Raw genomic sequence first — 23,367 nt, forward strand, 5'->3', positions numbered from 1 at the left:
ATCGACGAGGAGACCGTACGGGTGGTGGCCCGGCGCGGCCCGCTGCGCATCGTGGAGAACCGGCAGGGCCTGGTGATGGCGGCGGCCGGCGTCGATGGACGAGGGCGGGGACGGGCGCGGACCGGGGAGAGCCGCCGACGGGCGGGGCGGGGAGTGCGCGGGGCGTCCGCCCCGGGCAGCGGGCGGGCGGGGGGCGGCCCGGCGGTCCGGCGGTCCGGCGGTCCGGCGGTCACCGGACGAACGGGAGGCGGTCGGCCGCACCCCGGGAGGCGGTGGCAGGCGGGTCTGCCGGAGGTCTTTCGCGGGTCTTCCGGAGGACGGTTGAACACGGAGCGACCGGCGGACGTACTGCTGGGGACGGGCCCCGTGACGGGTCCTGTTCGCCATGCCATCGCACCACCGCACGGAAGGACCTCCGGGTGTCGCTCTTCACTCGCTCCCGCAGGCTGTCGGACGCTCCCGGGAGCGGGGCGGTCCCGGACGACACCGCCCGGGACGACACCCCCGGGGAGACGCCCGCTCCGGACACCCCGGAGCACGGCGGGACGGCGGACGCACGGGAGGACGGGGGCCCGCAGGGGGACGGGGGCCCGCGGGAGGACGGAAGGCCACGGAAGGACGGCGGCGTACGGGGGAACGGGACCGCGGCGAGGTCCGGAGCCGACGCCCCGGCGGACGCGGGACCCGGGCCCGCTCCCGGACGCGCGGCGGACGCCGGGTCCGACCGGCCGGGGGCGCCCCGGCCCGGGGACACCGGGACCCCGCCCGAGGAGACCGACGCGGCCGGAACCGAGGGCACCACCGACAGCGCCGAGCCCGAGCGGCCGGACGCGACGGAGGGCGAGCCCACCGCCACGGCGGACGGGGTGCCCGCGCGTCACCCCGAGCCCCGACCCCGATCCGAACCCCAGCCCCAGCCCCAGCCCCAGCCCCAGCCCCAGCCCGACTCCACCCCGCGCCCGGAGCCCTGCCACCTGTCCACCGACCCGGCGGAGCCCGGCCACGCCGAGCAGGCGGAACCGGGGCCCACCGGGCGGACGGAGCCCGAGCCCGCCCGGCCGACGGCATCGGCGCCCACCGACCCGGCGGAGCCGGGTGCCACCGAGCGGGGGCAGTCACCCCCCGCCCCGCAGACGCCGACGGAGGAGACCCCGCCCGCCGGGCGGTCCGCCTGGCGCCGCCGGTATCCGCGGGCGGCACGAGGCGTCACCGTCGGGACGACGGTGCTGGCCGGGGCCCTGATGCTGTTCGCGCTCCTCGTCCCGAACCGCGTGGAACGGCTCGCCCCCGAGGCGTTCCTGCGCCTGCCCGCCGAGGCCATCCTCCTCGCGGCCCTGCTGCTCGCGCTCCCGCCGCGCCCGCGGCGGATCACGGCGGTCGCGACCGGCGTGCTGCTCGGCCTGCTCACCGTGCTGAAGTTCCTGGACATGGGCTTCTACCAGGTGCTGGCCCGGCCGTTCGACCTGGTGCTCGACTGGATCCTGCTGGACGACGCCACGGACTTCGTCCGGGAGTCGTTCGGCCGGGGCGGTCAGGTGCTGGCCGTCGTCGGGGCGGTCGTGCTGTTCGTCCTGCTGCTCCTGCTGATGACGCTGGCCACGGTCCGCATCACCCGTCTGATGACCCGCCACCGCGCCGCCGCCGCCCGCACCACGCTGGTGCTCTGCGTCGCGTGGATCACCTGCGTCACCCTGGGCGTTCAGGTGTCCGGCGTGCGGGTCGCCACCAAGGGCACGGCGGAGATGCTGGGCAACCGGGTGGAGCAGGTGCAGGCGGGCATCCGGGACGCCCGGGTCTTCCGCAAGCAGGCGGCCGTCGACGCGTTCGCGGACACCCCGCCCGACCAGCTGCTCACCGGCCTGCGCGGCAAGGACGTCCTGTTCACCTTCGTGGAGAGCTACGGCCGGACCGCGATCGACCACCCGGAGATGGCCGCGGAGACCGACGCGGTCCTGACCGAGGGCACCGAACGGCTGACGGCGGCCGGGTTCGGTTCCCGCAGCGGCTGGCTGAAGTCGCCGATCACGGGCGCCGGGAGCTGGCTGGCCCACTCGACGTTCCTGTCCGGCCTGTGGATCAAGAACCAGCAGCGGTACCGCAGCCTGACCACCAGCGACCGGATGACCCTGACCAACTACTTCCGCCGGGCCGGCGACTGGCGCACCGTCGGCATCGTGCCCGGCGTGCGGCGGGCCTGGCCGGAGGGGAAGTTCTTCGGCCTGGACCACATCTACGACTCCGAGCACCTCGGCTACCACGGGCCGTACTTCAGCTGGACGCCCGTACCCGACCAGTTCACGATGGAGGCCTTCCAGCGGCTGGAGCACGGCAAGGCGGACCGTCCTCCGATCATGGCCGAGATCATCCTGGCGTCCAGCCACAACCCCTGGTCCCCCATCGCCCGCATGATCGACTGGGAGGACCTGGGGGACGGGTCGGTCTTCCACCAGATCAAGAAGGAGGGCACCGACCCCAAGGAGGTCTGGAAGAACCCGGAGAGCATCCGCACCGAGTACCGGCGGGCCGTCGAGTACTCGCTGCGGAGCCTGATCGAGTGGATCGAGCGGTACGGCGACGAGGACACCGTGGTGGTGTTCCTCGGTGATCACCAGCCGGTCCCGGCGGTCGTCGACGGCGACCCGAGCAAGGAGGTGCCGGTGACGGTCGTCGCCCGTGACGAGAAGGTGCTCGACCGGATCGACGACTGGGGGTGGACCGACGGCCTCAAGCCGGCCCCCGACGCCCCGAGCTGGGGCATGGACCGCTTCCGCGACCGCTTCATGACGGCGTACGGTCCCGACGGGGGCACTCCCACGGCCGCTGCCCCTCGCGACTGACCGGGCCGGCCGGTTCGTACGGCCGCTTCCGGAGTCGCGGCCGCCTCCGGAGCTGCGGCCGCTTCCGGAGACCGGTCGCGCGGGCCCCGGGGCGACCGCTCACCACCGGGCCCGCGCCGAGCGGTCGAGGGCGGACGTGCGGCACGCCGTCGGCCCGCGCGCGCCGAGAGGTCGACGGACCCGGGAGGCGCGGTCAGCCGGCGAAGCGGTCGCGCAGCTCGCGCTTGAGGATCTTTCCGCTGGCGTTGCGCGGCAGTTCGTCCACGAACAGCACCTTCTTGGGCGCCTTGAACGGCGAGAGCCGCTCGCGGGCGTGGTCGATCAGCTCCTGCGCCAGAGCGGCGTCCCCGGTGCCGCCGCGCGGGACCACCACCGCCGTGACGGCCTCCACCCAGCGCTCGTCGGGCAGGCCGATCACGGCGGCCTCGGCCACCGCCTCGTGGGTGTAGAGGGCGTCCTCGACCTGCCGGGAGGCGACCAGGACGCCGCCGGAGTTGATGACGTCCTTCACCCGGTCGACGATCGTGAAGTACCCGTCGGCGTCGCGCACCGCGAGGTCACCGGAGCGGAACCAGCCGTCGCGGAACGCCTCCTCGGTCTCCTCCGGCTTGTCCCAGTAGCCCTCGCAGAGCTGCGGGGAACGGTAGACGATCTCGCCGGGCGTCCCGTCGGGCACGTCCTCGCCGTCCTCGTCCACCACCCGCGCGTCGACGAACAGCACGGTCCGCCCGCAGGAGTCCATGCGCCCCTTGTGCTCCGCCGGGCCGAGCACGGTGGCCAGCGGGCCGATCTCGCTCTGCCCGAAGCAGTTGTAGAAGGCCAGTCCCGGCAGCCGTGCGCGGAGCCGTTCCAGGACCGGGACCGGCATGATCGACGCCCCGTAGTACGCCTTGCGCAGCCCGCTGAGGTCACGGGTGGCGAAGTCGGGGCGGTTCGACAGGGCGATCCACACCGTCGGCGGGGCGAACAGGCTGTCCGCGCGGTCCGCCTCGATCAGGTCGAAGATCCGGTCGCCGTCCGGCGCGTCCAGGACGATGTTGGTGGCGCCGACGGCGAGGTACGGCATCAGGAAGACGTGCATCTGCGCCGAGTGGTACAGCGGCAGGGAGTGGACGGGCCGGTCGCCCGCTCCCAGGTCGAGGGCGGTGATCGCGCTCAGGTACTCGTGGACCAGGGAACGGTGCGTCATCATCGCGCCCTTGGGCAGCGCGGTGGTGCCGGAGGTGTAGAGCAGTTGCACCAGGTCCTCGGTGCGCGGTTCGGGGCCGTCGTACGCGGGCGCGTGCTCCTGCCGGGCGAGCAGGGCGTCGTCGGTGTCGCGCAGCGCCAGGACCGGGACGCCGCCGGGGAGCCGGCCGGCGAGAGCGGGGTCGGCGAGGACGAGCGAACTGCCGGACTGGCCGACGAGGTACGCGAGATCGTCACCGGTGAGGTTCTGGTTGACCGGGACGTGCACCAGGCCGGCCCGGGCGCAGGCGAGGAAGGCGAGCAGGTAGGCGTCGGAGTTGTGCCCGTAGGCGGCGACCCGGTCGCCCGGGGCCAGCCCCTCCGCGAGCAGGACGCTCGCCGTGCGGGACACCGCGGCGTCGAGCTCGCCGTAGGTCCAGGTGCGGTCGCCGTACTCGACGGCGACGCGGGCCGGGGTGCGGCGGGCGCTGCGTCGCAGGATGCCGTCGACCGTGCTGCCGTGTCCTGACGTCATGACTGATGATCCTCGGCCGGTGCCCGGGGAAGGTCAAGGGCGGGGCGGGAGCGGGCCGCCCGGTGTCGCGCGGGAGCGGGCCTCCCCGGTACGGGAGGGGGCCTCCCCGGTGCGGTGCGGGCGGCCGGCGTCCGCGGGGCCCGCGCCGCGGTGCGGCCTCGCGTCGGGCGGCAGCACCGGCCCCGCGCGGTCGCGGGCGCGCGGGGGCGGTGGGCCGTCCGGGGCGAGGACCGGGACGGCCCAACGTCCGGCCCCGCACGCCCCATTGACACATCCCGCCGCTGACAGGAAAGTTTCACCCCGCGAGACGATCCCGAAAGATTCTTTCAGGCCCGATGCGGCCACGGACACGGGAGGAACGTCATGGCGGACGCGGCAGCACGGGGACTGACCCGACGTCAGCTGGGCGGCTCGGCACTGGCCCTGGGCGGCGCGCTGGCCTTCGCCGCCCTCCCGGCCGACCCCGCCGTCGCCGCGGACACCGGGCGGGGCGGGCGGCACCCGGTCCTGCGATACGGCTCGCCCCGGCGCGCGGGACTGCTGGCCGGGCCGCTGCGTGACCTCGTCGCGGATGCCGAGGCGTTCCTGGGTCCGTCGCCCGTGCACCCCTGGTACGCGGGCGCGGTGCTGCTCGCCGGCCGCGGCGGGACGGTCGCCCTGCACGAACCCATCGGCACGGCGGTGCGCTACCGGGACTACGACGAGGAGTCCGACACCGGCATCGAGTTCCCGCCGGACCAGCAGATCCCGATGACCCGGGACACGGTCTTCGACCTGGCGTCGGTGTCCAAGCTGTTCACCTCCGTCCTCGCCGTGCAGCAGATCGAGCGGGGCACGGTGGACCTGGAGGCGGAAGTCGCCACGTACCTCCCGGGCTTCGGCCGGGCGGGCAAGCAGGACATGACGATCCGCCACCTGCTCACCCACACCTCCGGCTTCCGCGCCTGGATCCCCCTCTACCTCTCCCCCACCCGGGAGGAGAAGGTCCGGCGGATCTACGACGAGGAGCCCCTCACCGCACCCGGGACCGCGTACCTGTACTCCGACCTGAACCTCATCTCGCTGCAGCTGGTCCTGGAGGAGGTCACCGGCCGCGCCCTGGACGTCCTGCTCCGGGAGGAGATCACCCGTCCGCTGGGCATGCGCCGGACCCGTTACAACCCGCCGGCCGGCTGGCGCCCGCGGATCGCGGCGACGGAGGTCGCGCGCCAGCCCTGGTCCGGGCTGGAGCGCGGGCTGGTGTGGGGCGAGGTGCACGACGAGAACGCGCACAGCCTGGGCGGGGTGGCGGGCCACGCGGGGGTGTTCTCCACCGCGCGGGACCTCGCGGTGCTCGGCCGGACCCTGCTCAACGGCGGGACGTACGGCGGGGCCCGCATCCTGCGCCCGGAGTCGGTGGAGCTGATGTTCACCGACTTCAACACGGACTTCCCGGGCGACGAGCACGGACTCGGCTTCGAGCTCTACCAGCACTGGTACATGGGTGCGATGGCCACCCCGCGCACGGCGGGCCACACCGGATTCACCGGGACGTCCCTGGTGCTGGACCCCACGACCGACTCTTTCCTCGTGGTGCTGGGCAACTCGGTGCACCCGGTGCGCAGTTGGCGGTCCGGATCGGCACCCCGGGTGGCGGCGGCCGACCACCTGGCCCGCGCGGTGCCGGTCCGCCCGGCCCGGGGGCGGACGGCCTGGTTCTCCGGCATGGCGGGCTCGGCCACGGCCACCCTCACCCTGCCCGCGCTCGACACGTCGTCCGGGGGCGCGCGGTTGCGGTGCGCCCTGTGGTGGGACACCGAGCCCGGATCCGACGCGCTGGTGCTGGAGGCGTCCGTGGACGGCGGTACGACGTGGGAGCCGGTGCCGTTCGAGACCCGGCGCCCGGGCGCGCCGGCGCGGGCGCACCCCACGGGCTCGGCCGACGGCTTCTCGGGCCGTGTCTGGCACGCGCTCGGGGCGCCACTGCCCTCCGCGCGGGGCCTGACCCTGCGCTGGCGGTACACCACCGACCGGCTGTACGTGGGGCGGGGCGCCTACGTGGACGGCCTGCGCGTGGAGACGCCCCGCGGCCCCCTCTTCGACGAGGCCCGCCCCGCCGACGCGCGGCGGGTCACGGCCCGGGGGTGGGAGGCGTCGGCCGACTGAGCGTGCGCGGCGGCCCCCGTCTCCCCGGCTCCGGGTCCGTGCGCCGGGCCCGTGCGCCGGGTCCGTGCGCCGGGTCCGTCCAGGGGCCGGGACGGGCCCGTCCGGGGCCGGAGCGGCCCCGGACGGACTGGAGCAGGGCAGAGGCCGGGGCGGCGGGGGCCCGCCGGGACTCAGCCGCTGAAGACGGCCTTCTGCACCTCGTCGGGACCGCCGTAGCTGTGGTCCTTCAGACCGTCCAGGCGGCTGACGATCGCGTCGTCGGCGTTGTTCTGGCGCGCACGGTCGACCAGCGCCGACTTCTCCGCCGGGTAGTTGATGCCACTGAGGGCCTTCTGCAGGTCGATCGGGTTGGGGTCCGCCATGGGGAACCTCCTGAATCAGGTGATGTCGGACATGTCGTCCCGTACTGCCGCGGTACCCGTCACCCCGTGGTGCATGCGAGCCGATCGGTTCCGGCCGGCACACCGCCCGCCGGTTCCGCCGGTCACCCCTCCCCGGCCCCGCCGGTTCCGTCGGTCACGCCTTCCCGGCCCCACCGGTTCCGCCGGTCACCCCTCCCCGGCCACACCGGTCCCGTCGGTCATACCTGCCCCGGCCCCACCGGCTCCCCCGCCTCCAGCACGGCCATGGCCGCGTTGTGTCCCGGCACTCCGCTCACCCCGCCGCCGCGCACGGCGCCCGCGCCGCACAGCAGGACGTTGGCGTGCCGGGTCTCCACGCCCCAGCGCCCCGTACCGTCCTCGGCGTGGGGCCAGGACAGGGGGCGGTGGAAGATGTGGCCGCCGGGCAGCCCCAGGTCGTGCTCGAGGTCCAGCGGGGTGCGGGCTTCCAGACAGGGCCGTCCGTCCGCGTCCCGGGCCAGGCAGTCGGCGAGCGGCTCCGCCAGGTGGGCGTCGAGCTGGGCGAGGGTCGCCGCCAGCAGCGTCTCCCGCGCCGCGTCGTTGTCCCGCTCGAACAGCCGGGCCGGGGTGTGCAGCCCGAAGAGGGTGAGCGTGTGGAAGCCCCGCGCGGCCAGGTCCGGGCCGAGGATGCTCGGGTCGGTCAGCGAGTGGCAGTAGATCTCGGAGGGCGGGGCGGTGGGCAGCTCCCCGGCGGCGGCCTCGGCGTACGCGGCGGCGAGCTGCCCGTACCCCTCGGCGATGTGGAAGGTGCCGGCGAACGCCTCCCGGGGGTCGACGGCGGTGTCGCGCAGCCGGGGCAGCCGTTCGAGCAGCATGTTCACCTTCAGCTGGGCGCCCTCCGCGCGGGCCGGCGGGGTGTCGCCGGTGAGGACGGCGAGCGCCTGCGGCGAGGCGTTGACCAGGACGTGCCGGGCCGCGGCCACGCCCTCGCCGTCGGCGGTGCGGTAGGCGACCTCGGCGCGCCGGCCGTCGGTCTCGATACGGACCGCCTCGTGCCCGGTGGCGAGGACGGCGCCGGCGGCGCGCGCGGCGTGGGCCAGCGCGTCGGTGAGGGCGCCCATGCCGCCGACAGGCACGTCCCAGGCTCCGGTGCCGCCGCCGATGACGTGGTAGAGGAAGCAGCGGTTCTGCGCCAGGGACGGGTCGTGGGCGTCGGCGAAGGTGCCGATCAGCGCGTCGGTGAGGACGACACCGCGCACCAGGTCGTCGGCGAAGTGCTCCTCCACCGCGACTCCGATCGGCTCCTCGAACAGGGTCCGCCACGCCGTCTCGTCGTCGACCGTCCGACGCAGCTCCTCCCGTGTGGGCAGCGGTTCGGTGAGGGTGGGGAAGACCCGTTCGGCGACGCGGCCGGTCAGGGCGTGGAAGCGCTGCCACGCCCCGTACTCGCGGTCCGAGCCGGTGAGCCGGGCGAACGCCTCGCGGGTGCGCCGCTCGCCGCCGCCGACGAGCAGGCCCGTGGGCCGTCCGTCCCGCACGGTGGGCGTGTACGAGGAGACCGAGCGGGAGCGCAGCCGCACGTCCAGGCCCAGGTCGGCCAGGATCTTCCGGGGCAGCAGGCTGACCAGGTACGAGTACCGGGACAGCCGGGCGTCGACGCCGGCGAAGGGGCGGGTGGAGACCGCCGCCCCGCCGGTGTGGTCCAGGCGCTCCAGGACGAGCACCGACCGCCCGGCACGGGCCAGGTAGGCGGCGGCGACGAGGCCGTTGTGGCCGCCGCCGACGATGACGACGTCGTAGGTTCCGGGTCCCTCGTGTGCGGTCATGGTTCTTCGTAGCACGCGGTGATCGGCACGGGCCAGACGGCACCGGCGGACCCAGCCGCGCTCCACGGACCGAGGTCGGCGGCCCGTCGCCCGTGGACCGTGGCCCGTCGCCGCCCGTCGCCCGCAGGCCCGTGGTCACGGGGCCTGCGGCCCGTTGTGTGGTCCGCCGGGCGCGTGGCTTGCGGCCCCTGCGACGGTTCTCCCTGGTCCCGCCGGACGGCCCCGGCACCCGCTGCGCCTGCCCACCGGCCGGCTGCCGGGCTCCGGCCACGGCGGCACCAGCTGTCCGTACCGCTCCCGGCCGTCCGAACCGGTCCCGACCGGTGCGTACCGGTCCCGACCGGTGCGTACCGGTCCCGGGCGGTGCCTACCGGTTCCGGACGGGCCGCCGCCCGGTCAGGGGCCGCCGGTTCCGCCGGGCTGCCGGAGGGAGGCGACCTCGCGGTACAGCCCGGCCGCCTCGCCGGGGCGGTCGAGCCGTTGCAGGCACTGGGCCTCGTCGTTGCGGGCGGCCAGGGTGTCGCGGTGGTCCGCGCCGAGCACCCGCTCGCGGGCGTCCGCCACCTGCCGGTACTCGGCCAGCGCCTCGCCCCAGCGCTCCAGCCGGCCGAGGGCCACGGCCACTTCCCGGCGGCTGACCAGGGTGTCGGCGTGGTCCGCGCCCAGGACTCGCTCGCGCAGCGCCCACACCTCCCGGGCCTCGGCGAGGGACTCCTCCCACCGGCCGAGCCGGCCGAGCGCCACCCCGGTGCCGTGCCGGCTCCGCAGCGTCTCGGGGTGCTCGGGTCCCTGCGCCCTGGTCCGGTCCGCCACCAGCGCCCGGTGGGCCTCCAGTGCCTCGGCGGTGCGCCCCAGGCGGCCCAGGCCGACGGCGGTCTCGTGGCGTGCGGCCAGCGTGTCGGGGTGGTCGGCGCCGAGGGCGGCGGCCCGCGCCGCCGCGACCTCCCGGTGGATCTCCAGAGCCTGCTCCCAACGGCCCAGCCGGCTCAGGACGAACGCGGCCTCGCAGCGTGTGGCGAGGGTGTCCGGATGGCCGGCGCCGAGGACCCGGGTGCGGGCCGCGGTGACCTCGCGGGCCAGGGTGTACGCGTCCTCCAAGCGCCCGAGCCGGGCGAGGTTGACGGCCAGGTCGTGCCGGCAGCACAGGGTGTCCGGGTGGTCGGGGCCCTGGGTGTGCTCCCGGGCCGCGAGGACGGCGAGATAGCTCTGGTGGGCGTCGAGGGGCCGGCCCGTGCGCGCGAGCACGTGGGCCTTCTCCTGCCGGGAGGCGAGCGTGTCGGCGTGGTCGGCGCCCAGGACGCGCCGACGGGCCCCGGCCACCTGGTGGAACGCGCGCAGCGCGTCGGCGGCGCGGCCCGTGCGGCTGAGGCTGAGAGCGACCTCGTGGCGGCTGGCGAGGGTGTCGGGGTGCTCGGGGCCGAGCAGGTGCTCGCGTTCGGCGGCGACCGCGCGGTGCGCCTCCCCCGCCTCCTCCCAGCGGCCCAGGCGTCCGAGGCTCAGGCCGGCGTGGTGCCGGCCGGCGAGGGTGGTCAGCGCCTGCGGCGGCGGGGCGGGCCGGGTGTCGGCGGACGGCTCCTCCTCACGCCGCCCGGCGGGGTGGGCGATCCACTCGCCGGACAGGGCGGTCGCCGGGTCCCGGGACGGCTGAGCCGGCGCCGTCCCCGCGGCCTTGCGTCCGGTGGTCATGCCCCGGGCCCAGGAGGGCAGCCGGGGGGCGTCGCGCCCGCCCGGGCCGGCCGGCCCGCCGGAGCGGGGCGGAGTACCGGGCGCGGGCGCTTTGGCCGCGGCGGCGGGCGCCCGGCCGGGCGGAGGGGTCGTCCCGCCGGGTCCGGAGCGGACCGTGGCGAGCCGGTCCGCCAGGTCGTGGGCGCTGTCCGGGCGGTGGCCGGGTTCCTTGGCCAGCAGGTCGAGGATCAGGCGTTCGAGGGGCTCGGGCAGGTCGGCGCGGTGCTCGCGCGGCGGCGGGGGCGGGGTGTCGCGGTGACCGACGAGGATCGCCCACGTGTCGTCGAGGTCGAAGGGCGGGACACCGGTGGCGATCTCGTAGAGCACGCAGCCCAGGGAGTACAGGTCGCTGCGCCGGTCGACCGCCGAGCCGCCGATCTGTTCGGGCGACATGTAGTGCGGGGTGCCCATGGCGATGCCGGTGCCGGTGAGCCGGGAGGAGCCGAGGTCGGGTCCGAGGCCGGCGATGCCGAAGTCGCAGATCTTCACCGTGCCGTCGGTCAGGCGCACGATGTTGGCCGGTTTCAGGTCGCGGTGCACGATGCCCTGGTCGTGGGTGTGGGCGAGGGCCGCGGCGACCTGGCCCGCGATGTCCACCACGTCGTCGACCGGCAGCGGCCGCCGCTGCTCGTCGTCCTCCAGGAGCTGGCTGAGGTTGCGGCCCTGCAGCAGTTCCATCACCAGGTACGGGACCCCGTCGGCCTCGCCGAAGTCGTGCACCACCGTGATGCCCCGGTGCTGGAGGGACGCCGCCACCCGGGCCTCCCGCCGGAACCGCTCCCGCAGCACCCGGCCCGACGCCCGGTCGTCCTGCGCGCCGACCGGTCTGAGGCACTTCACCGCCACCTGCCGGCCCAGCGACTCGTCCCGCGCCCGCCACACCTCACCCATGCCGCCGCGCCCGATCCGGTCGAGCAGCCGGTACCGGCCCTGGATCAGTCTGGTCTCCCCCATCTCGGCCGCCCGCCCCCGTCGCTGTCCGCCGCGCCCTCCCCTGGCCCGTCCAGTATGGCCACACCCCGTCCGACTGTGTACGGCCCCGGGCGACCGTCCCGTCCGCCCGCCACGGGCGCCCGTAGGCCCGTCGGCGCCCCCGGGGGTGCCCGCACGGGCCGGTGCGGGCACCCGCCGTCCCGGTGCGGGCACACACCACCCCGGTCGGGCTCCGGTCCGTCCGGCGCGGAAGCGGGGGCGGGGGCGGCCGGCCGCGCCGGTCGTGGTCAGTTCAGGATGCCGAGGAACTCCGTGCAGGCCCGCGCGCAGTCGCGGCACGCCCGGGCCGTCTTCTCGGCCCTGGGATGGTCGTCGAACGCGTGGGCCGCCTCCAGGCACACCTGGCGGCACCACTCCACCTGGGCCCGGATGGTCGCCTCGTCCACCTGGTTCTGTTCGGACAGCATGCGGCAGGTCGCGTCGCAGACCTCCGCGCACATGATGCCCTTGCGCCGTACCTGTTCCTGGCTCTCTGTCCCGTCCGGGTCCACGAGGCTCGCCCGCAGCGCGCAGGCCCGGGCGCACTCGGTGCACGCCTGGGCGCAGGCGAAGCGGTCCTCCAGGAACCGGAACAACTCCTGCTGCGAAGATGTCGTCGTCACACAGCGCGGGTTGCCGGGCGCCCCAGGGTCAAACCCGGCGGCGCGCGGCGGCGCGACGGGTGTTCGCCGACGGCGGTCGGGGGTACCCGCGGGCCATGGTGAACACCGCTTTGATGGAGACGACCGACCTGGCCGCGGGCCGCGGCGTCCTCGGCATCGGGCTGGCCGTGGGTGTCGTCGTGGTGGCCGTACTGATCGCTGCCTTCGCGCTCGGCAGCAGGCGCGTACGGCGCGGCGAGTCCGCCCGGCCGCGTCCCGAGGAGCAGCCCCGGGTGCCCGAGGGGGGCCCGGTCCGCGAGACGCGGGAGCAGCGCGAGCCGCGTGAGGTGCCGCGCGGCGACCAGCGGCTGTCGCCGCACGATCTGGACGGCCGCGGCAACTCCGGTACCCGTACCGGCACTTCGCAGGAGCGGCCGCGCTGGGACGAGGGCAGCAGCGGTGGGTTCGGCAGCGGGGGCCCCGGCTCCCGCTGACCGGCGGTGTCACCGCGACCCCGGCTCCCGCCGTCGTCCGGGCGCCCCGGCGCGTCGGCGCCGTCAGCAGCACGAGCACCGGAACCAGCACACAGCACCAGCACCAGCACCAGCACCAGCACCAGCACCACGCACGTCGTACAGGGATGTGAGAACCATGGCCGATCCTGCCCGCAGCGCTCTTCCGCTGCCCGACTACGACCACCTTCCCGTCGGAAGTCTGGAGAGCCGGGTGCGCTCCCTGAGCGCCGGTGAGGTCGAGGAACTCCTCGCGTACGAACGGACGCACGCCGACCGGCTCCCGGTGACCGAGATACTGACGGCCCGTCTGGACCAGTTGCGGGCGGGGGCCGAGCCGACGTCCGGTGACCCGGCGGCCATGCGTCCCGAGCAGGACGCGGCCCGCGGCGGCTCCCCGGTCACCCCCGCCACCTCGCCCCAGCCGTTCTCACCCCCGCCGCACGGCACGCCGGACCAGCGCGGCAAGCCGAAGGGCGACCGTACGTAGCGCTCCCGCTGCCTCCCGCCGCTCACTCCCGGGCGGGCCGGGGGCCCGGACACCCACGTGTCCGGGCCCCCGGCCCGCCCGCCGTCGTATGAGCCCCGGGCCCGGGGCGGCCGACCCCGGTGACGTGGATCACAGGCTCCGGGTGCATCGTTTCCGGGGGCCGCGAGTCTTTGTCTCCTGTGCAAGGGGTTTTTCTGGACACGGGGGCGGTGGGCATGGAGCGGTCCGGGACCGACGACGGCTGCGAGGGCTTCGACGCGTTCGTGGCCGCTCGCTGGTCGGCGCTGCTCCACGTGGCGCGGCTGCTCACCGGCGGGGACCGGCAACGGGCCGAGGACCTGGTGCAGGAGTCCCTGGTGAAGCTGTGGTTCGCCTGGCCCCGGGTCGCCGATCAGGCGCCCGAGGCGTACGTCCGCACGGTGCTGGTGCGGCTGGCCGCCCGGTCCGCCCGGCGCCGCTGGTGGGGTGAGCGCCCGGTGGGGGAACTGCCCGACCGGCCCGTACCGGACGACGTGTCCGCGGCGGTGGCGGAGCGCTCCCGCCTGGAGGCGGCACTGGCGCTGCTCACCCCGCGGCAGCGCGCGGCCGTGGTGCTGCGCTACTGCGAGGACCTGCCGGAGGCGCAGGTGGCCCAGGCCCTCGGATGCCCGGTGGGAACCGCACGGTCCCACGCCTCACGCGGGGTGGCCCGCCTGCGGCAGCTGCTGTCCGACACCGTCCGGCCCGTGGGCTGAGGGGAGACGTCATGGACGACTTCGAGCGCGAGCTGGCGCGCATGATGCGCGAGACACGGCAGCAGGCGCCCTTCGCGACCGAGCAGCAGCAGCGTCTGCGGCACGGCATCCGGGCCCGCCGGCGCGCCCGGACGCTGTGGCGGGCAGGCGGCTCGGCCCTGGCGGTGACCGGGCTCGGCCTCGGGCTGGCGCTGCTGCCCGGCACCGCCCCGCAGACGCAGCCGGCGGGCCCCGGGCCGCTGCCGGCCACCAGCCCGACACCGCCCCCGGCCGCGCCGACGCCCTCGCCGACGCCGACCGGCTCCGGGGCGGGCCCGGACGCCCGGGTCTCCCAGCCGCCCGCCGCCCCGTCGGTCACGGGTGTCCCGGGCACCACGCCCCCGCTGGGCGGCGGCAGCACGCCGACCTCGCTGCCGAGTGCCACCCACGACGGAGCCGCGGGCGGGAGCGGTCCGGGGACGTCCGCACCGCCCGCGTCCTCGGGCGGTTCTCCTCCGCCGACCCCCGGGAGGCAACCGCCGTCGTCGGCCGGGGCCGAGTCGGCCGACACCGGCTGACCCCCGCCCGGCCTCCGCCGGGCTCCTCCCCGACAGTCCCAGCCGTGAACCGCAGCACCGATCCCGCGCGGACCCGGCATGCCCCTGCCCACAGCGGGCGCGCCGTCCCGCCGGAGAAGAGACCGTGATCCAGCCATGAGAACCGCCCGGCGGTCCGCCGCGACCGGCCTCCGCCCGCCCTCCGCAGCCGCGGTCCCCGCCTCGCTCCCGCAGCGCGCCCCGCTGCCGGCGCACCATCCGGACCCGGTGCTGGACGTCGTCGTCCCCGTGCACAACGAGGAGGACGACCTGGAGCCGTGCGTGAGACGGCTCCACGCCCACCTGACCGAAACGTTTCCCTACCCCTTCCGGATCACCGTCGCCGACAACGCCAGCACCGACCGCACCCCGCTCATCGCGGCCCGGCTGGCCGGCGAACTGCCCGGCACCCACTGGTTCCGGCTGGCGGCCAAGGGCCGCGGAAGGGCCCTGCACAGCGCCTGGAGCCGGTCCGGCGCCCCGGTCCTCGCCTATCTCGACGTGGACCTGTCCACCGATCTCGCCGCGCTGCTGCCACTGGTCGCGCCCCTGATCTCCGGACACTCCGACATCGCGATCGGCACCCGGCTGGCCCCCGCCTCCCGCGTGGTGCGCGGACCCAAGCGGGAGATCATCTCCCGCTGCTACAACGGGCTGCTGCGCGGGACCCTCGCGGTGGGCTTCACCGACGCGCAGTGCGGGTTCAAGGCGGTGCGGCGGGACGTCGCCGAGCGGCTGCTGCCACTGGTCGAGGACCGCGAGTGGTTCTTCGACACCGAGCTGCTGGTGCTCGCCGAACGGGCCGGCCTGCGCATCCACGAGGTCCCGGTGGACTGGGTGGACGACCCCGACAGCCGGGTCGACATCCTCTCCACCGCCCTGGCCGATCTGCGCGGCATGGCGCGCCTCGCGCGAGCCCTCGCGCGCGGGCGGCTGCCGGTGGCCGCGCTGCGCCGCACCACCGACGGCCTGCCGCCCGGTCTCGTGCCCCAGCTGCTGCGGTTCGCCGCGGTCGGTGCCGCGAGCACCGTGTTCCACCTGCTGCTCTTCACGCTGCTGCGGCCCTGGACCGGGGCCCAGGCCGCCAACGCGCTCGCCCTGCTGGCGGGCACGCTCGCCAACACCGCCGCGAACCGGCGGCTCACCTTCGGCGTACGGGGGCGCGGCGGGGTGCTGTCGCACCACCTCAAGGGGCTGGCGGCCTTCCTGGTCGGGCTCGCCCTGACCAGCGGCTCGCTGGCCCTCCTGCACCGCGCCGCGCCCGGGGCCGCGCCCGGCACCGAGCTGGTGACGCTGGTCCTCGCCGGCCTCGCCGCGACCCTGCTGCGCTTCCTCCTCCTGCGGGCCTGGGTGTTCCCCGGTGCCCGTTCCCGCCGTACGACAGGAACTCCCGCTCCATGACCACCGGCACCCCCCGGGCCGTCCCGGCCCCGCCCGCCGTCCCCGCCGCCGGGCCCCCGGGGACCACCGCCCCGGCCGACGTCCCCGACGTGCCCGGCGGACCCGCGCACGTCTCCGCGGCCCCCGGGTCCGCTCCCCCCTCTCGGGGGCGGGGCCGGCTCGCGGGGCCGCGCCGGGTGGTCCGGGAGTACGGTCCGGTGCTCGCGACCTACGGTGTGCTGAAGTTCGCGGGCTTCGCCGTGTTCCTGTACCTGCTGGACTCCGCCGGGGACTTCCGCGACAAGCACCCCCGGTTCGGCGGCGGCGCGCACCCCTGGGACGTGCTGGGCAGTTGGGACGGCTGGTGGTACCAGCAGATCGCCCGGTACGGCTACGACCCGGCCCTGGTGCCCGTGCCGGGCGCCACCGGCCAGATCACCCTGGAGGGCAACTCGGCGGCGTTCTTCCCGCTGTATCCGGCCCTGATGCGGATGGTCTCGGAGGTGACCGGGCTCGGCCCGTACGGCTCCGGCATGGCCGTCTCGGTCGTCTTCTCCTTCGTCGCCGCGCTCGGCATCCACGCCGTGACCGCCCGACTGGGCGGGCGCAGGGCGGGACTGATCGCCGTGGGGCTGTGGGCGGTCTGGCCCGGGTCGGGTGCGCAGTGGGCGGTGTACTCGGAGTCCGTGTTCACGGCCCTCGCGGCCTGGGCCTGCTACGCCGTGATGACCCGGCGCTGGCTGACCGCGGGCGTCCTCGTCCTCGCGGCGGGGCTGGCCCGGCCGACCGCCGTGACCCTGGTGGCCGCGCTGGCCGTCGCCGGGCTGGCGGCGGTGTGGCGCCGGGAGGAGCGTCCGGGCCGCCCGCTGGCCGCCGCCCTTCTCGCCCCGCTGGGCACCGCCGGCTACCTCGGCTGGGTCGGCTACCGGATGGGCCGGTGGGACGGCTACAGCGTCCTCCAGGACGGCGCCTGGGCCCACCGGTTCGACTACGGCCGGCACACCCTGGACGTGCTCACGTCCGTACCCGTGGGCCACTTCGACTACCTCTTCGCGAGGCCCTTCGAGGACGTCATCGGGGTGGGGGTGGTGCTCCTCGTCCCGGTGCTGACGGTGCTGCTGCTGCGGCTGCGTCCCCCCGCCGTCCTGGTGGTCTACCCGCTGCTGTCCTTCCTGATGGTGATGGGCACCCAGCAGATCTTCGGCAACGTCTCCCGTTACCTGCTCCCCCTCTTCCCCCTCCTCATCCCCCTCGCCCTGGCCATGCGCCGCCTGCGCGCGCCCTCGCTGGCGGTGGTGCTGGGGACGGCGGCCCTGGCCTCCGGTTCCTACGCGGGGTACGTCCTGTTCGAGCTGGGCGTGCCGTGACCGGAAACCGGCCGTGCCGACCGCGCCCGCCGGGGGGAGACTGAAGGCATCGGCCGGTGCGGCGCAGTCGAGTCGTCGTGCCGTCGTCCGCGGGAGTCCTCATGTGGAAACGCGCCCGGCGCGGTGGGCGTCCCCACCGCGACACCGTCCCCCCGGTCGAACTGTGCGACCTGTGCGCCGCGACCTTCCCCGCCGACCGTGCGGTGCACTGCCTGGTGCCCGACTCCTCCTGCGTACAGGAGCGCGGTGGGCGCGCGGACGGACTGCGCCTGCTCACCGCGTGCGGCGAGGGGCACCTGGAGGAACTGCGCGAGGACTACCGGCGCCGCCCGTTCGTCGAGGAGGAGTTGTGGGCGGCGAAGGTCGCGCAGGTGCTGGGCACGGGTCCGCGCGCCCTCACCGTCGAGGAACTCGCCCGCCGCACCGGCCTGCACGAGCCGGAGATCCACCGTGCCGTGGTCTGGCACAACCGTCGCCTGCGCGAGGCCCGGGACCATCCGGGCCCGTGACCCGTTCGACCCAACCGCCGCCGGTGTCTCACCGGCCGGGGGCGGAACTCCCCCGCTCCCGGCGGCGCCGCCGCACGACGATGAACAGGTCCGCCGCGGCGATCAGGGCCAGCGCCCCGCACAGCACGGTGATTCCCACCAGGGGGCCGCGCCCCGGGCTGTCGCCCTCGCCCGAGCCGGCGGCCCACAGGGCGAACAGCACGGTCGCCGCGCAGAACACCGGCAGGAAGAACCCGGACAGCAGCAGGCGCAGCCCGAGCGGGCTGCGGGCGGTGACCGGTTCGGTGCCGGTCCGGGGGAAGCGGCGGCCGATCGTGCCGGAGCGCGAACGGTGGACGGGCTCCTGCGTCCGGTCCCGCGGGTCCTGGTGCATCCTTTCCTCCTACGCCTGAAATCCGGCCCGGCGGGCCGGCGGCCGACGGGGGCCGTACCCGTCGCGTAGCCCGCACGGGGCGCGGCAAACCGGCGGGCGGTGACGGTCCGGCCGTGCCTGGATGCCCGTCCCGGGGGCCGGGCGTATGGTCCTGATATGGACGACGCTCGGTGCGGCCGGAGCGGTGCGGCCCCTCCGTCGGCGTCGCGCCGCCGCTCCGCGGCCGTCAGGAAGCGCCGCCCGGGGCCGTCCCCCCGCCCGGCCGGAACGGGCCGCTGATGGACACGGCACTGACCGCGGTGGTGCGCAACAGCGCGGCGTCCGGCGGACTGCTGTACGTGCTGCCCCCGGGCGGGAGCGCCCTGTGGCTGGTGATGACCACCGGTGCGCCCCAGGAGATGGCCTCCCCGTGGCGGCGGGTGGCCCTGAGCGATCCCATCCCGGTGGCGGACGCCGTGCGGAACCGGCGTCTGGTGTGGGTCGGGGACCAGGAGGACATGGCCCGCCGCTACCCGAGAACCGCGCTCGTCCTCCCCTACGACTTCGCGCTGGCGGCCGTGCCGATCACCGCCGGGTCCTCGGTGTGGGGCGGGCTGGTGGTCCTGTGGCCGTCGTCCCACCCACCGGTCCTCAGTGACGCGGAGCGCGAAGCCGTCGAAGCGGGCTGCCAGCACCTGGGGCGCCTGTTCCAGCAGGCCGCCGAGCGCGGTGACCCGCTGCAGCCCACCGGCCGGCCCCGCACCGTCCCGCCGTTGCCGGAACGGATCCGGCCGGCCGCGGAGGTCCGGGCGATGACGGCGTTCGTGGAACGGCTGCCGGGCGGGGCGTGCGCACTGGACCTCAGCGGCCGCATCACGTTCGCCACGCCGGCGGCGGCCGACCTGCTCGGCACCGACCGCGCCGCCCTGCTGGACGCCCTGCCCTGGGAGGCGCTGCCGTGGATGGACGTCCCCCACGTCGAGGACCGCTACCGGGCGGCGCTGGTCAGCCGCCGGCCGCAGTCGTTCACCGTGAAGCGCCCGCCGGACACCTGGCTGCGCTTCGAGCTGTACCCGGACTCCTCCGGCATCAGCGTCCGCATCCTGCCCGGCCGCGCCGACGACGGCGCCCAGGACGCCCGCCCCGCACCGACCGCGGGGCCGGGGCGTTCCACGGTGCTCTACCACCTGATGCACCTGGCCGCCACGCTCACCGAGGCGGTCGGGGTGCAGGACGTGGTGGACCAGACCGCCGACCAGCTGCTGCCGGCGCTCGGCGCGCAGGGCATGGTGCTGATGACGGCCGACGACGGCCGTCTGATGATCGTCGGCCACCGCGGCTACGCGGCGCACGTCGTCGAGCGCTACCACGCGGGGCCGCTGTCCCCGGACATCCCCGGCGTGCGCGCCCTGACGACGGGTGAGGCGGACTTCTTCGCCTCGTTCGACGAGCTGGAGCGCGCCCACCCGGGCACCGTGCACGAGGACGGGATGTCCGCCTGGGCGCTGCTGCCGCTGATCGCCTCCGGCCGCCCGATCGGCTCCCTGCTGCTCGCCTACCGGCGCCCCCACCACTTCTCGCCCAGCGAGCGCGCGGTCCTCACCTCACTGGCCGGGCTGATCGGCCAGGCGCTGGACCGGGCCCGCCTCTACGACAGCAAGCACGACCTCGCGCACCGGCTCCAGGCCGCCCTGCTCCCCCACACCCTGCCGTCCGTGCCGGGCCTGAAGGTGGCCGCCCGCTACCTCCCGGCCGCCCGCGGCCTGGCCATCGGCGGGGACTTCTACGACCTCATCCGGCTCGACGAGCACACGGTGGCCGCCACGATCGGTGACGTGCAGGGTCACAACGTGGACGCCGCCGCGCTGATGGGGCAGGTGCGTACGGCCGTCCACGCGCACGCGGCGGTCGGCGCCGACCCGGGCACGGTCCTGGCGAGCGCGAACCGGCTGCTCGCCGACCTCGATCCGGGCCTGTTCACCAGCTGCCTCTACGCCCACCTCGATCTGGCCGGGGGGAAAGCCTGCCTGGCCACCGCCGGTCACCCGCCGCCCCTGCTGCGGCACGCCGACGGACGGACCGAAGTGCTCCACGTCCCGCCCGGGCTGCTGCTGGGCATCGAGGGGCACGTCGAGTACCCGGCCCTGGAGATCCCGCTGCCGCCCGGATGCGTGCTGGTGATGTACACGGACGGCCTGGTCGAGGCGCCCGGAGTCGACCTCGACGACGCCACCGCGGCCCTCGCCGGTCTGCTGGAGGCCGCCGATCCGGCCGACCTGGACGCCATGGCCGACACCCTGATCCGGCACGCGCCCGCGCCCGAGGACGACATCGCGCTGCTGCTGATCAGCCCGCAGGCCGATGCCGGTGCCGCTTCCGGGCCCGCCACCGGGCCGGTGCGGCCCGTCGCGGGCGGTGCCTGAGCCGGCCGGGGGCTCCGGACCCGGCGGAAGCGTGCGGGGCAAGGCCGAGGCGTGCGGGGTAAGGCCGGGGGCCGGGGTACCGGTGCCCGGCGACCGGGTGCGGGACGCGGATCCGCTCAGTAGCGTGGCGCCCGTGCTGGACTCGGCGGAGTGACCCGGCGGCGCACGGCCGGCTCACCGGGCGGTGGAGGCGTGATGGTGGCGGACGGGACGACGGCGAAGGTGCCGCGCAAGGTGTACGAGAAGGAACTGCTGCGGCTCCAGTCGGAACTGGTACGGCTGCAGGAGTGGGTGCGGGCGGAGGGCGTCCGGCTCGTGGTCGTCTTCGAGGGCCGGGACGCGGCCGGCAAGGGCGGCACCATCAAACGGGTCGCGGAGCACCTCAACCCGCGCGTCGCACGGATCGCCGCGCTCCCCAAGCCGACGGAGCGCGAGCGGACCCAGTGGTACTTCCAGCGCTACGTCGAGCATCTGCCGGCGGCCGGGGAGATCGTGCTGTTCGACCGGTCCTGGTACAACCGGGCCGGCGTCGAGCGTGTCATGGGCTTCTGCACCAAGCAGGAGTACCAGTTGTTCCTGCGCCAGTGCCCGGTCTTCGAGCGGATGCTCGTGGAGGACGGGATCCTGCTGCGCAAGTACTGGTTCTCGGTCAGCGACGCCGTGCAGCAGGAGCGGTTCCAGCGCCGGCTGGAGGACCCGCTGCGCCGCTGGAAGCTGTCGCCCATGGACCTGGAGTCGATCACCCGGTGGGAGGCCTACTCCCGGGCCAAGGACGAGATGATGGTGCACACGGACATCGCCGAGGCGCCCTGGTACGTCGTGGAGAGCGACGACAAGCGCCGCGCACGGCTGAACACGATCGCGCACCTGCTGGCCTCCGTGCCCTACTCCGACGTGCCGCCGCCGGTCATCGAGCTGCCGGAGCGCCCGCCGTCGACCGGCTACCACCGCCCGCCGCGCGAACTGCAGACCTACGTCCCCGACCACGCGGCCGGCCTGTGACCCGTCGGCCGGCCGCGCACGGGTGCGGTCCGCACCCCCGGTTGGCGGGGCGGCCCCGGGCGGGGCAGCGTGGACTTAGCACAACGACGACCCAGTGAGGTGGCCATGGAATCCCCCGAGCCGGTACCCCTGGTGGTGGTGGGCGTGGACGGTTCCCCCGCGTCGTACGAGGCCCTGCGGTGGGCGGCGCGGTACGCGCAGCTGGTCGGGGGCGAGGTGGAGGCCATCCACGCCTGGGACACCTGGGTGACCCCGAGCTGGGGCGGGCGCGCCGTCGAACCCGACCTCGACCTGGAGCAGGCGCGGTACCGCTTCGGCGAGGCGCTGGAGGCCGCCTTCCCCGGCGAGCGTCCGCCCGGGCTGCGGGAACGCCTCGTCGAGGGCGACCCGTCGGAAGTGCTGATCCGCGCATCGGTGCGGGCCGAACTGCTCGTCGTCGGCCACCGCGGGCGGGGCGGTTTCGCCCGGACCATGCTGGGCTCGGTCAGCACGCGCTGCGCCCAGCACGCGGCCTGCCCGGTGGTCGTGGTGCGGGAGAACCGCAGCTCCTGACCGGGGGCGGTGCCGGGAGGGTGCCGGGTGCCGTCGCGGAGGGGATGCCGTGGCGGAGGTGCCGCGGCGCCGGGCGTCGGGCCGGGGTCGTCCCGTGGTGAGCCGCCTCGCTGTGGACCCTCCCGCGGTGAGTTCTGCCGGGGTGTCCTGTCCCGCCCGTCGGATGTCCCGCCCGTCGGAACGGGCACGCGCGGACCGGCCGGGAGCGGGCGGCGGACCGGGCGGGGGCGGTGGGGTCTCCGCCCGGGGCGGGCCGGGCAGGGCCCACCGGCCCCGGATCGGAGCCGATGGGCCCACGGACGGCCGGGCCCCGGCGCGGGAGGCTGAGGACCGCACCACGGGGCGCCAGGACCTCGCGGCCCCGGTTCCGGAAGGGGAGGCCGGTTCCGGGGTCCGTTCCGGTGCGGCCGGTTCCGGCGGTCCCGTCGGAGGGGACGGCCGCGCGAACGGGTGTGCGGGCGACGGTCGACCGCACACCCGCTCCCCGACGGCGGGTCAGGAGGCGTCCGCCGCCCGGTGCGTGAGCGGCCCCATGCCGGCCTCCCGCCGGTCCGGGCCGGCCGGTGCCCGGGGGCCCTCCTTCTCGTCCGTGCCGGCAGGCGCCGCGCCGCGACCGTCCCCGCCGGGGAAGTCCGGTTCGAGCGGCGGGCGTCCACGGGGTCCCGACAGCACGGGGCGCACGTCCACGACGCCCTCCACCGAGCGGACCACCCGCACCGCGAACGGCACCAGGGAGAGGTCGGGCACGTGGCCGGTGAGCGTCACCACGCCGTCGCACACGTCCACCCGGACCGACTCCATCGAGGCGGGGAAGCGTCCGGAGGCGATCTCGCCCCTGATCTCCCGGGCGAGTTCGTCGTCCTCGCGCAGGAACACCTTCAGCAGGTCGGCGCGGCTGACGATGCCCGTCAGCACACCGTCGCCGTCGACCACAGGCAGCCTCTTCACCTGCCGGCGGGCCATCAGGCGGGCGGCCCGGGCCGGCGGGGCGTCGGCGTGGACGGTCACGGCCGGGGCGGTCATCAGCTCCCGGGCGGTCACCGCGACGGCCTTGTGCGGTTCGGCGGGGCCGCGCCGGAACACCGGCCCGGGCGGGTCGCTGTCGCGGTACTCCTCCTTGCGGAGCAGATCCGCCTCGGACACCACGCCGATCACCCGGCCCTCGTCGTCGAGGACGGGCAGCGCGCTGACCGCCCACTGCCTCATCGTCCTCACGATGTCCTTGAACACCGCCCCTTGGGACAGGGCCACGACGGTGCGGGTCATGACGTCACCGACGGTCTTCGGGGAGCTGTCCATGTCCTCACCCACTTGCTCGGAT

At 75.8% G+C, this 23,367-nt stretch carries 19 protein-coding genes; 12 read left to right on the forward strand and 7 right to left on the reverse strand.

Annotation, left to right across the window (positions count from 1 at the left end):
* Positions 1–419 precede the first annotated feature (419 nt).
* Positions 420–2,837 (forward strand): sulfatase, encoded by a 2,418-nt coding sequence (locus AB0F01_RS26080; protein WP_362100416.1) that lies wholly within the window; start codon positions 420–422, stop codon positions 2,835–2,837.
* 193 nt (positions 2,838–3,030) lie between these two features.
* Here the strand turns inward: AB0F01_RS26080 and AB0F01_RS26085 are convergent, their stop codons facing one another.
* On the reverse strand, positions 3,031–4,539 hold the full coding sequence (locus tag AB0F01_RS26085; protein WP_362100418.1) for an acyl-CoA synthetase: 1,509 nt from the start codon (positions 4,537–4,539) through the stop codon (positions 3,031–3,033).
* 363 nt (positions 4,540–4,902) lie between these two features.
* Here AB0F01_RS26085 and AB0F01_RS26090 point away from each other — a divergent pair, with 363 nt between their 5' ends.
* Positions 4,903–6,684 (forward strand): serine hydrolase, encoded by a 1,782-nt coding sequence (locus AB0F01_RS26090; protein ID WP_362100421.1) that lies wholly within the window; start codon positions 4,903–4,905, stop codon positions 6,682–6,684.
* Between the two features lie 170 nt (positions 6,685–6,854).
* Here AB0F01_RS26090 and AB0F01_RS26095 read toward each other — a convergent pair whose 3' ends face one another.
* The 4 genes from AB0F01_RS26095 to AB0F01_RS26110 all read right to left on the reverse strand — a co-directional run bounded on the left by AB0F01_RS26095 (position 6,855) and on the right by AB0F01_RS26110 (position 12,171).
* Positions 6,855–7,046, reverse strand: coding sequence for a DUF2795 domain-containing protein (locus AB0F01_RS26095; protein ID WP_362100424.1), 192 nt, complete (start codon positions 7,044–7,046; stop codon positions 6,855–6,857).
* Positions 7,047–7,264: 218 nt separating this feature from the next.
* Positions 7,265–8,851 (reverse strand): NAD(P)/FAD-dependent oxidoreductase, encoded by a 1,587-nt coding sequence (locus tag AB0F01_RS26100; RefSeq protein WP_362100426.1) that lies wholly within the window; start codon positions 8,849–8,851, stop codon positions 7,265–7,267.
* 396 nt (positions 8,852–9,247) lie between these two features.
* Positions 9,248–11,530, reverse strand: coding sequence for a serine/threonine-protein kinase (locus AB0F01_RS26105; RefSeq protein WP_362100429.1), 2,283 nt, complete (start codon positions 11,528–11,530; stop codon positions 9,248–9,250).
* 266 nt (positions 11,531–11,796) lie between these two features.
* Complete coding sequence (locus AB0F01_RS26110) at positions 11,797–12,171, reverse strand: ferredoxin (RefSeq protein WP_362100432.1); 375 nt, start codon at positions 12,169–12,171, stop codon at positions 11,797–11,799.
* A 95-nt stretch (positions 12,172–12,266) separates the two neighbouring features.
* Here AB0F01_RS26110 and AB0F01_RS26115 point away from each other — a divergent pair, with 95 nt between their 5' ends.
* The 7 genes from AB0F01_RS26115 (at position 12,267) to AB0F01_RS26145 (ending at position 17,717) form a co-directional block, all read left to right on the forward strand.
* Positions 12,267–12,644 carry a DUF6479 family protein gene (locus AB0F01_RS26115; protein ID WP_362100434.1) on the forward strand — a complete coding sequence of 126 codons (378 nt, stop codon included), beginning with the start codon at positions 12,267–12,269 and terminating at the stop codon, positions 12,642–12,644.
* Between the two features lie 157 nt (positions 12,645–12,801).
* The gene (locus AB0F01_RS26120) at positions 12,802–13,152 is read left to right on the forward strand and encodes a hypothetical protein (RefSeq protein ID WP_362100436.1); all 351 of its coding nucleotides are present in this window, start codon (positions 12,802–12,804) and stop codon (positions 13,150–13,152) included.
* Positions 13,153–13,367: 215 nt separating this feature from the next.
* Positions 13,368–13,886: a SigE family RNA polymerase sigma factor gene (locus AB0F01_RS26125; protein ID WP_362100439.1), complete on the forward strand. Its 519-nt coding sequence runs from the start codon at positions 13,368–13,370 to the stop codon at positions 13,884–13,886.
* Positions 13,887–13,897: 11 nt separating this feature from the next.
* Positions 13,898–14,443 (forward strand): cellulase, encoded by a 546-nt coding sequence (locus AB0F01_RS26130; protein ID WP_362100442.1) that lies wholly within the window; start codon positions 13,898–13,900, stop codon positions 14,441–14,443.
* Between the two features lie 135 nt (positions 14,444–14,578).
* Complete coding sequence (locus AB0F01_RS26135) at positions 14,579–15,862, forward strand: bifunctional glycosyltransferase family 2/GtrA family protein (RefSeq protein ID WP_362100445.1); 1,284 nt, start codon at positions 14,579–14,581, stop codon at positions 15,860–15,862.
* Entirely contained in the window at positions 15,859–17,208 is a 1,350-nt protein-coding gene (locus AB0F01_RS26140) for a hypothetical protein (protein WP_362100448.1), read from the forward strand. The genes AB0F01_RS26135 and AB0F01_RS26140 overlap by 4 nt, the downstream gene beginning before the upstream one ends.
* A gap of 101 nt (positions 17,209–17,309) precedes the next feature.
* A complete protein-coding gene (locus AB0F01_RS26145; protein ID WP_362100451.1) occupies positions 17,310–17,717 on the forward strand; it encodes a helix-turn-helix domain-containing protein in 408 nt (135 codons plus the stop codon).
* A gap of 28 nt (positions 17,718–17,745) precedes the next feature.
* On the opposite strand, the gene AB0F01_RS26150 is transcribed toward AB0F01_RS26145, so the two are convergent.
* Entirely contained in the window at positions 17,746–18,090 is a 345-nt protein-coding gene (locus tag AB0F01_RS26150) for a DUF6343 family protein (RefSeq protein WP_362100454.1), read from the reverse strand.
* A 278-nt stretch (positions 18,091–18,368) separates the two neighbouring features.
* Between AB0F01_RS26150 and AB0F01_RS26155 the strand changes: the two genes are divergently transcribed.
* The 3 genes from AB0F01_RS26155 to AB0F01_RS26165 all read left to right on the forward strand — a co-directional run bounded on the left by AB0F01_RS26155 (position 18,369) and on the right by AB0F01_RS26165 (position 22,046).
* Positions 18,369–20,492: a SpoIIE family protein phosphatase gene (locus AB0F01_RS26155; protein ID WP_362100457.1), complete on the forward strand. Its 2,124-nt coding sequence runs from the start codon at positions 18,369–18,371 to the stop codon at positions 20,490–20,492.
* Between the two features lie 195 nt (positions 20,493–20,687).
* On the forward strand, positions 20,688–21,494 hold the full coding sequence (gene ppk2, locus AB0F01_RS26160) for a polyphosphate kinase 2 (protein ID WP_362100460.1): 807 nt from the start codon (positions 20,688–20,690) through the stop codon (positions 21,492–21,494).
* A gap of 105 nt (positions 21,495–21,599) precedes the next feature.
* Complete coding sequence (locus AB0F01_RS26165; protein WP_362100463.1) at positions 21,600–22,046, forward strand: universal stress protein; 447 nt, start codon at positions 21,600–21,602, stop codon at positions 22,044–22,046.
* 495 nt (positions 22,047–22,541) lie between these two features.
* Here AB0F01_RS26165 and AB0F01_RS26170 read toward each other — a convergent pair whose 3' ends face one another.
* Positions 22,542–23,312 (reverse strand): CBS domain-containing protein, encoded by a 771-nt coding sequence (locus AB0F01_RS26170; RefSeq protein WP_362100664.1) that lies wholly within the window; start codon positions 23,310–23,312, stop codon positions 22,542–22,544.
* Between the last annotated feature and the right edge of the window lie 55 nt (positions 23,313–23,367).

This window comes from Streptomyces sp. NPDC029526 (assembly GCF_040637405.1).
Classification (GTDB): Bacteria; Actinomycetota; Actinomycetes; order Streptomycetales; family Streptomycetaceae; genus Streptomyces.

Bases quoted from the DNA above. Each gene is read 5' to 3' on its own strand.
- AB0F01_RS26085 (WP_362100418.1), bottom strand. From the start codon at position 4,539: ATGACGTCAGGACACGGCAGCACGGTCGACGGCATCCTGCGACGCAGC.
- AB0F01_RS26090 (WP_362100421.1), top strand. From the start codon at position 4,903: ATGGCGGACGCGGCAGCACGGGGACTGACCCGACGTCAGCTGGGCGGC.
- AB0F01_RS26095 (WP_362100424.1), bottom strand. From the start codon at position 7,046: ATGGCGGACCCCAACCCGATCGACCTGCAGAAGGCCCTCAGTGGCATC.
- AB0F01_RS26100 (WP_362100426.1), bottom strand. From the start codon at position 8,851: ATGACCGCACACGAGGGACCCGGAACCTACGACGTCGTCATCGTCGGC.
- AB0F01_RS26105 (WP_362100429.1), bottom strand. From the start codon at position 11,530: ATGGGGGAGACCAGACTGATCCAGGGCCGGTACCGGCTGCTCGACCGG.
- AB0F01_RS26115 (WP_362100434.1), top strand. From the start codon at position 12,267: ATGGTGAACACCGCTTTGATGGAGACGACCGACCTGGCCGCGGGCCGC.
- AB0F01_RS26120 (WP_362100436.1), top strand. From the start codon at position 12,802: ATGGCCGATCCTGCCCGCAGCGCTCTTCCGCTGCCCGACTACGACCAC.
- AB0F01_RS26125 (WP_362100439.1), top strand. From the start codon at position 13,368: ATGGAGCGGTCCGGGACCGACGACGGCTGCGAGGGCTTCGACGCGTTC.
- AB0F01_RS26130 (WP_362100442.1), top strand. From the start codon at position 13,898: ATGGACGACTTCGAGCGCGAGCTGGCGCGCATGATGCGCGAGACACGG.
- AB0F01_RS26135 (WP_362100445.1), top strand. From the start codon at position 14,579: ATGAGAACCGCCCGGCGGTCCGCCGCGACCGGCCTCCGCCCGCCCTCC.
- AB0F01_RS26140 (WP_362100448.1), top strand. From the start codon at position 15,859: ATGACCACCGGCACCCCCCGGGCCGTCCCGGCCCCGCCCGCCGTCCCC.
- AB0F01_RS26145 (WP_362100451.1), top strand. From the start codon at position 17,310: ATGTGGAAACGCGCCCGGCGCGGTGGGCGTCCCCACCGCGACACCGTC.
- AB0F01_RS26150 (WP_362100454.1), bottom strand. From the start codon at position 18,090: ATGCACCAGGACCCGCGGGACCGGACGCAGGAGCCCGTCCACCGTTCG.
- AB0F01_RS26155 (WP_362100457.1), top strand. From the start codon at position 18,369: ATGGACACGGCACTGACCGCGGTGGTGCGCAACAGCGCGGCGTCCGGC.
- ppk2 (WP_362100460.1), top strand. From the start codon at position 20,688: ATGGTGGCGGACGGGACGACGGCGAAGGTGCCGCGCAAGGTGTACGAG.
- AB0F01_RS26165 (WP_362100463.1), top strand. From the start codon at position 21,600: ATGGAATCCCCCGAGCCGGTACCCCTGGTGGTGGTGGGCGTGGACGGT.
- AB0F01_RS26170 (WP_362100664.1), bottom strand. From the start codon at position 23,312: ATGACCCGCACCGTCGTGGCCCTGTCCCAAGGGGCGGTGTTCAAGGAC.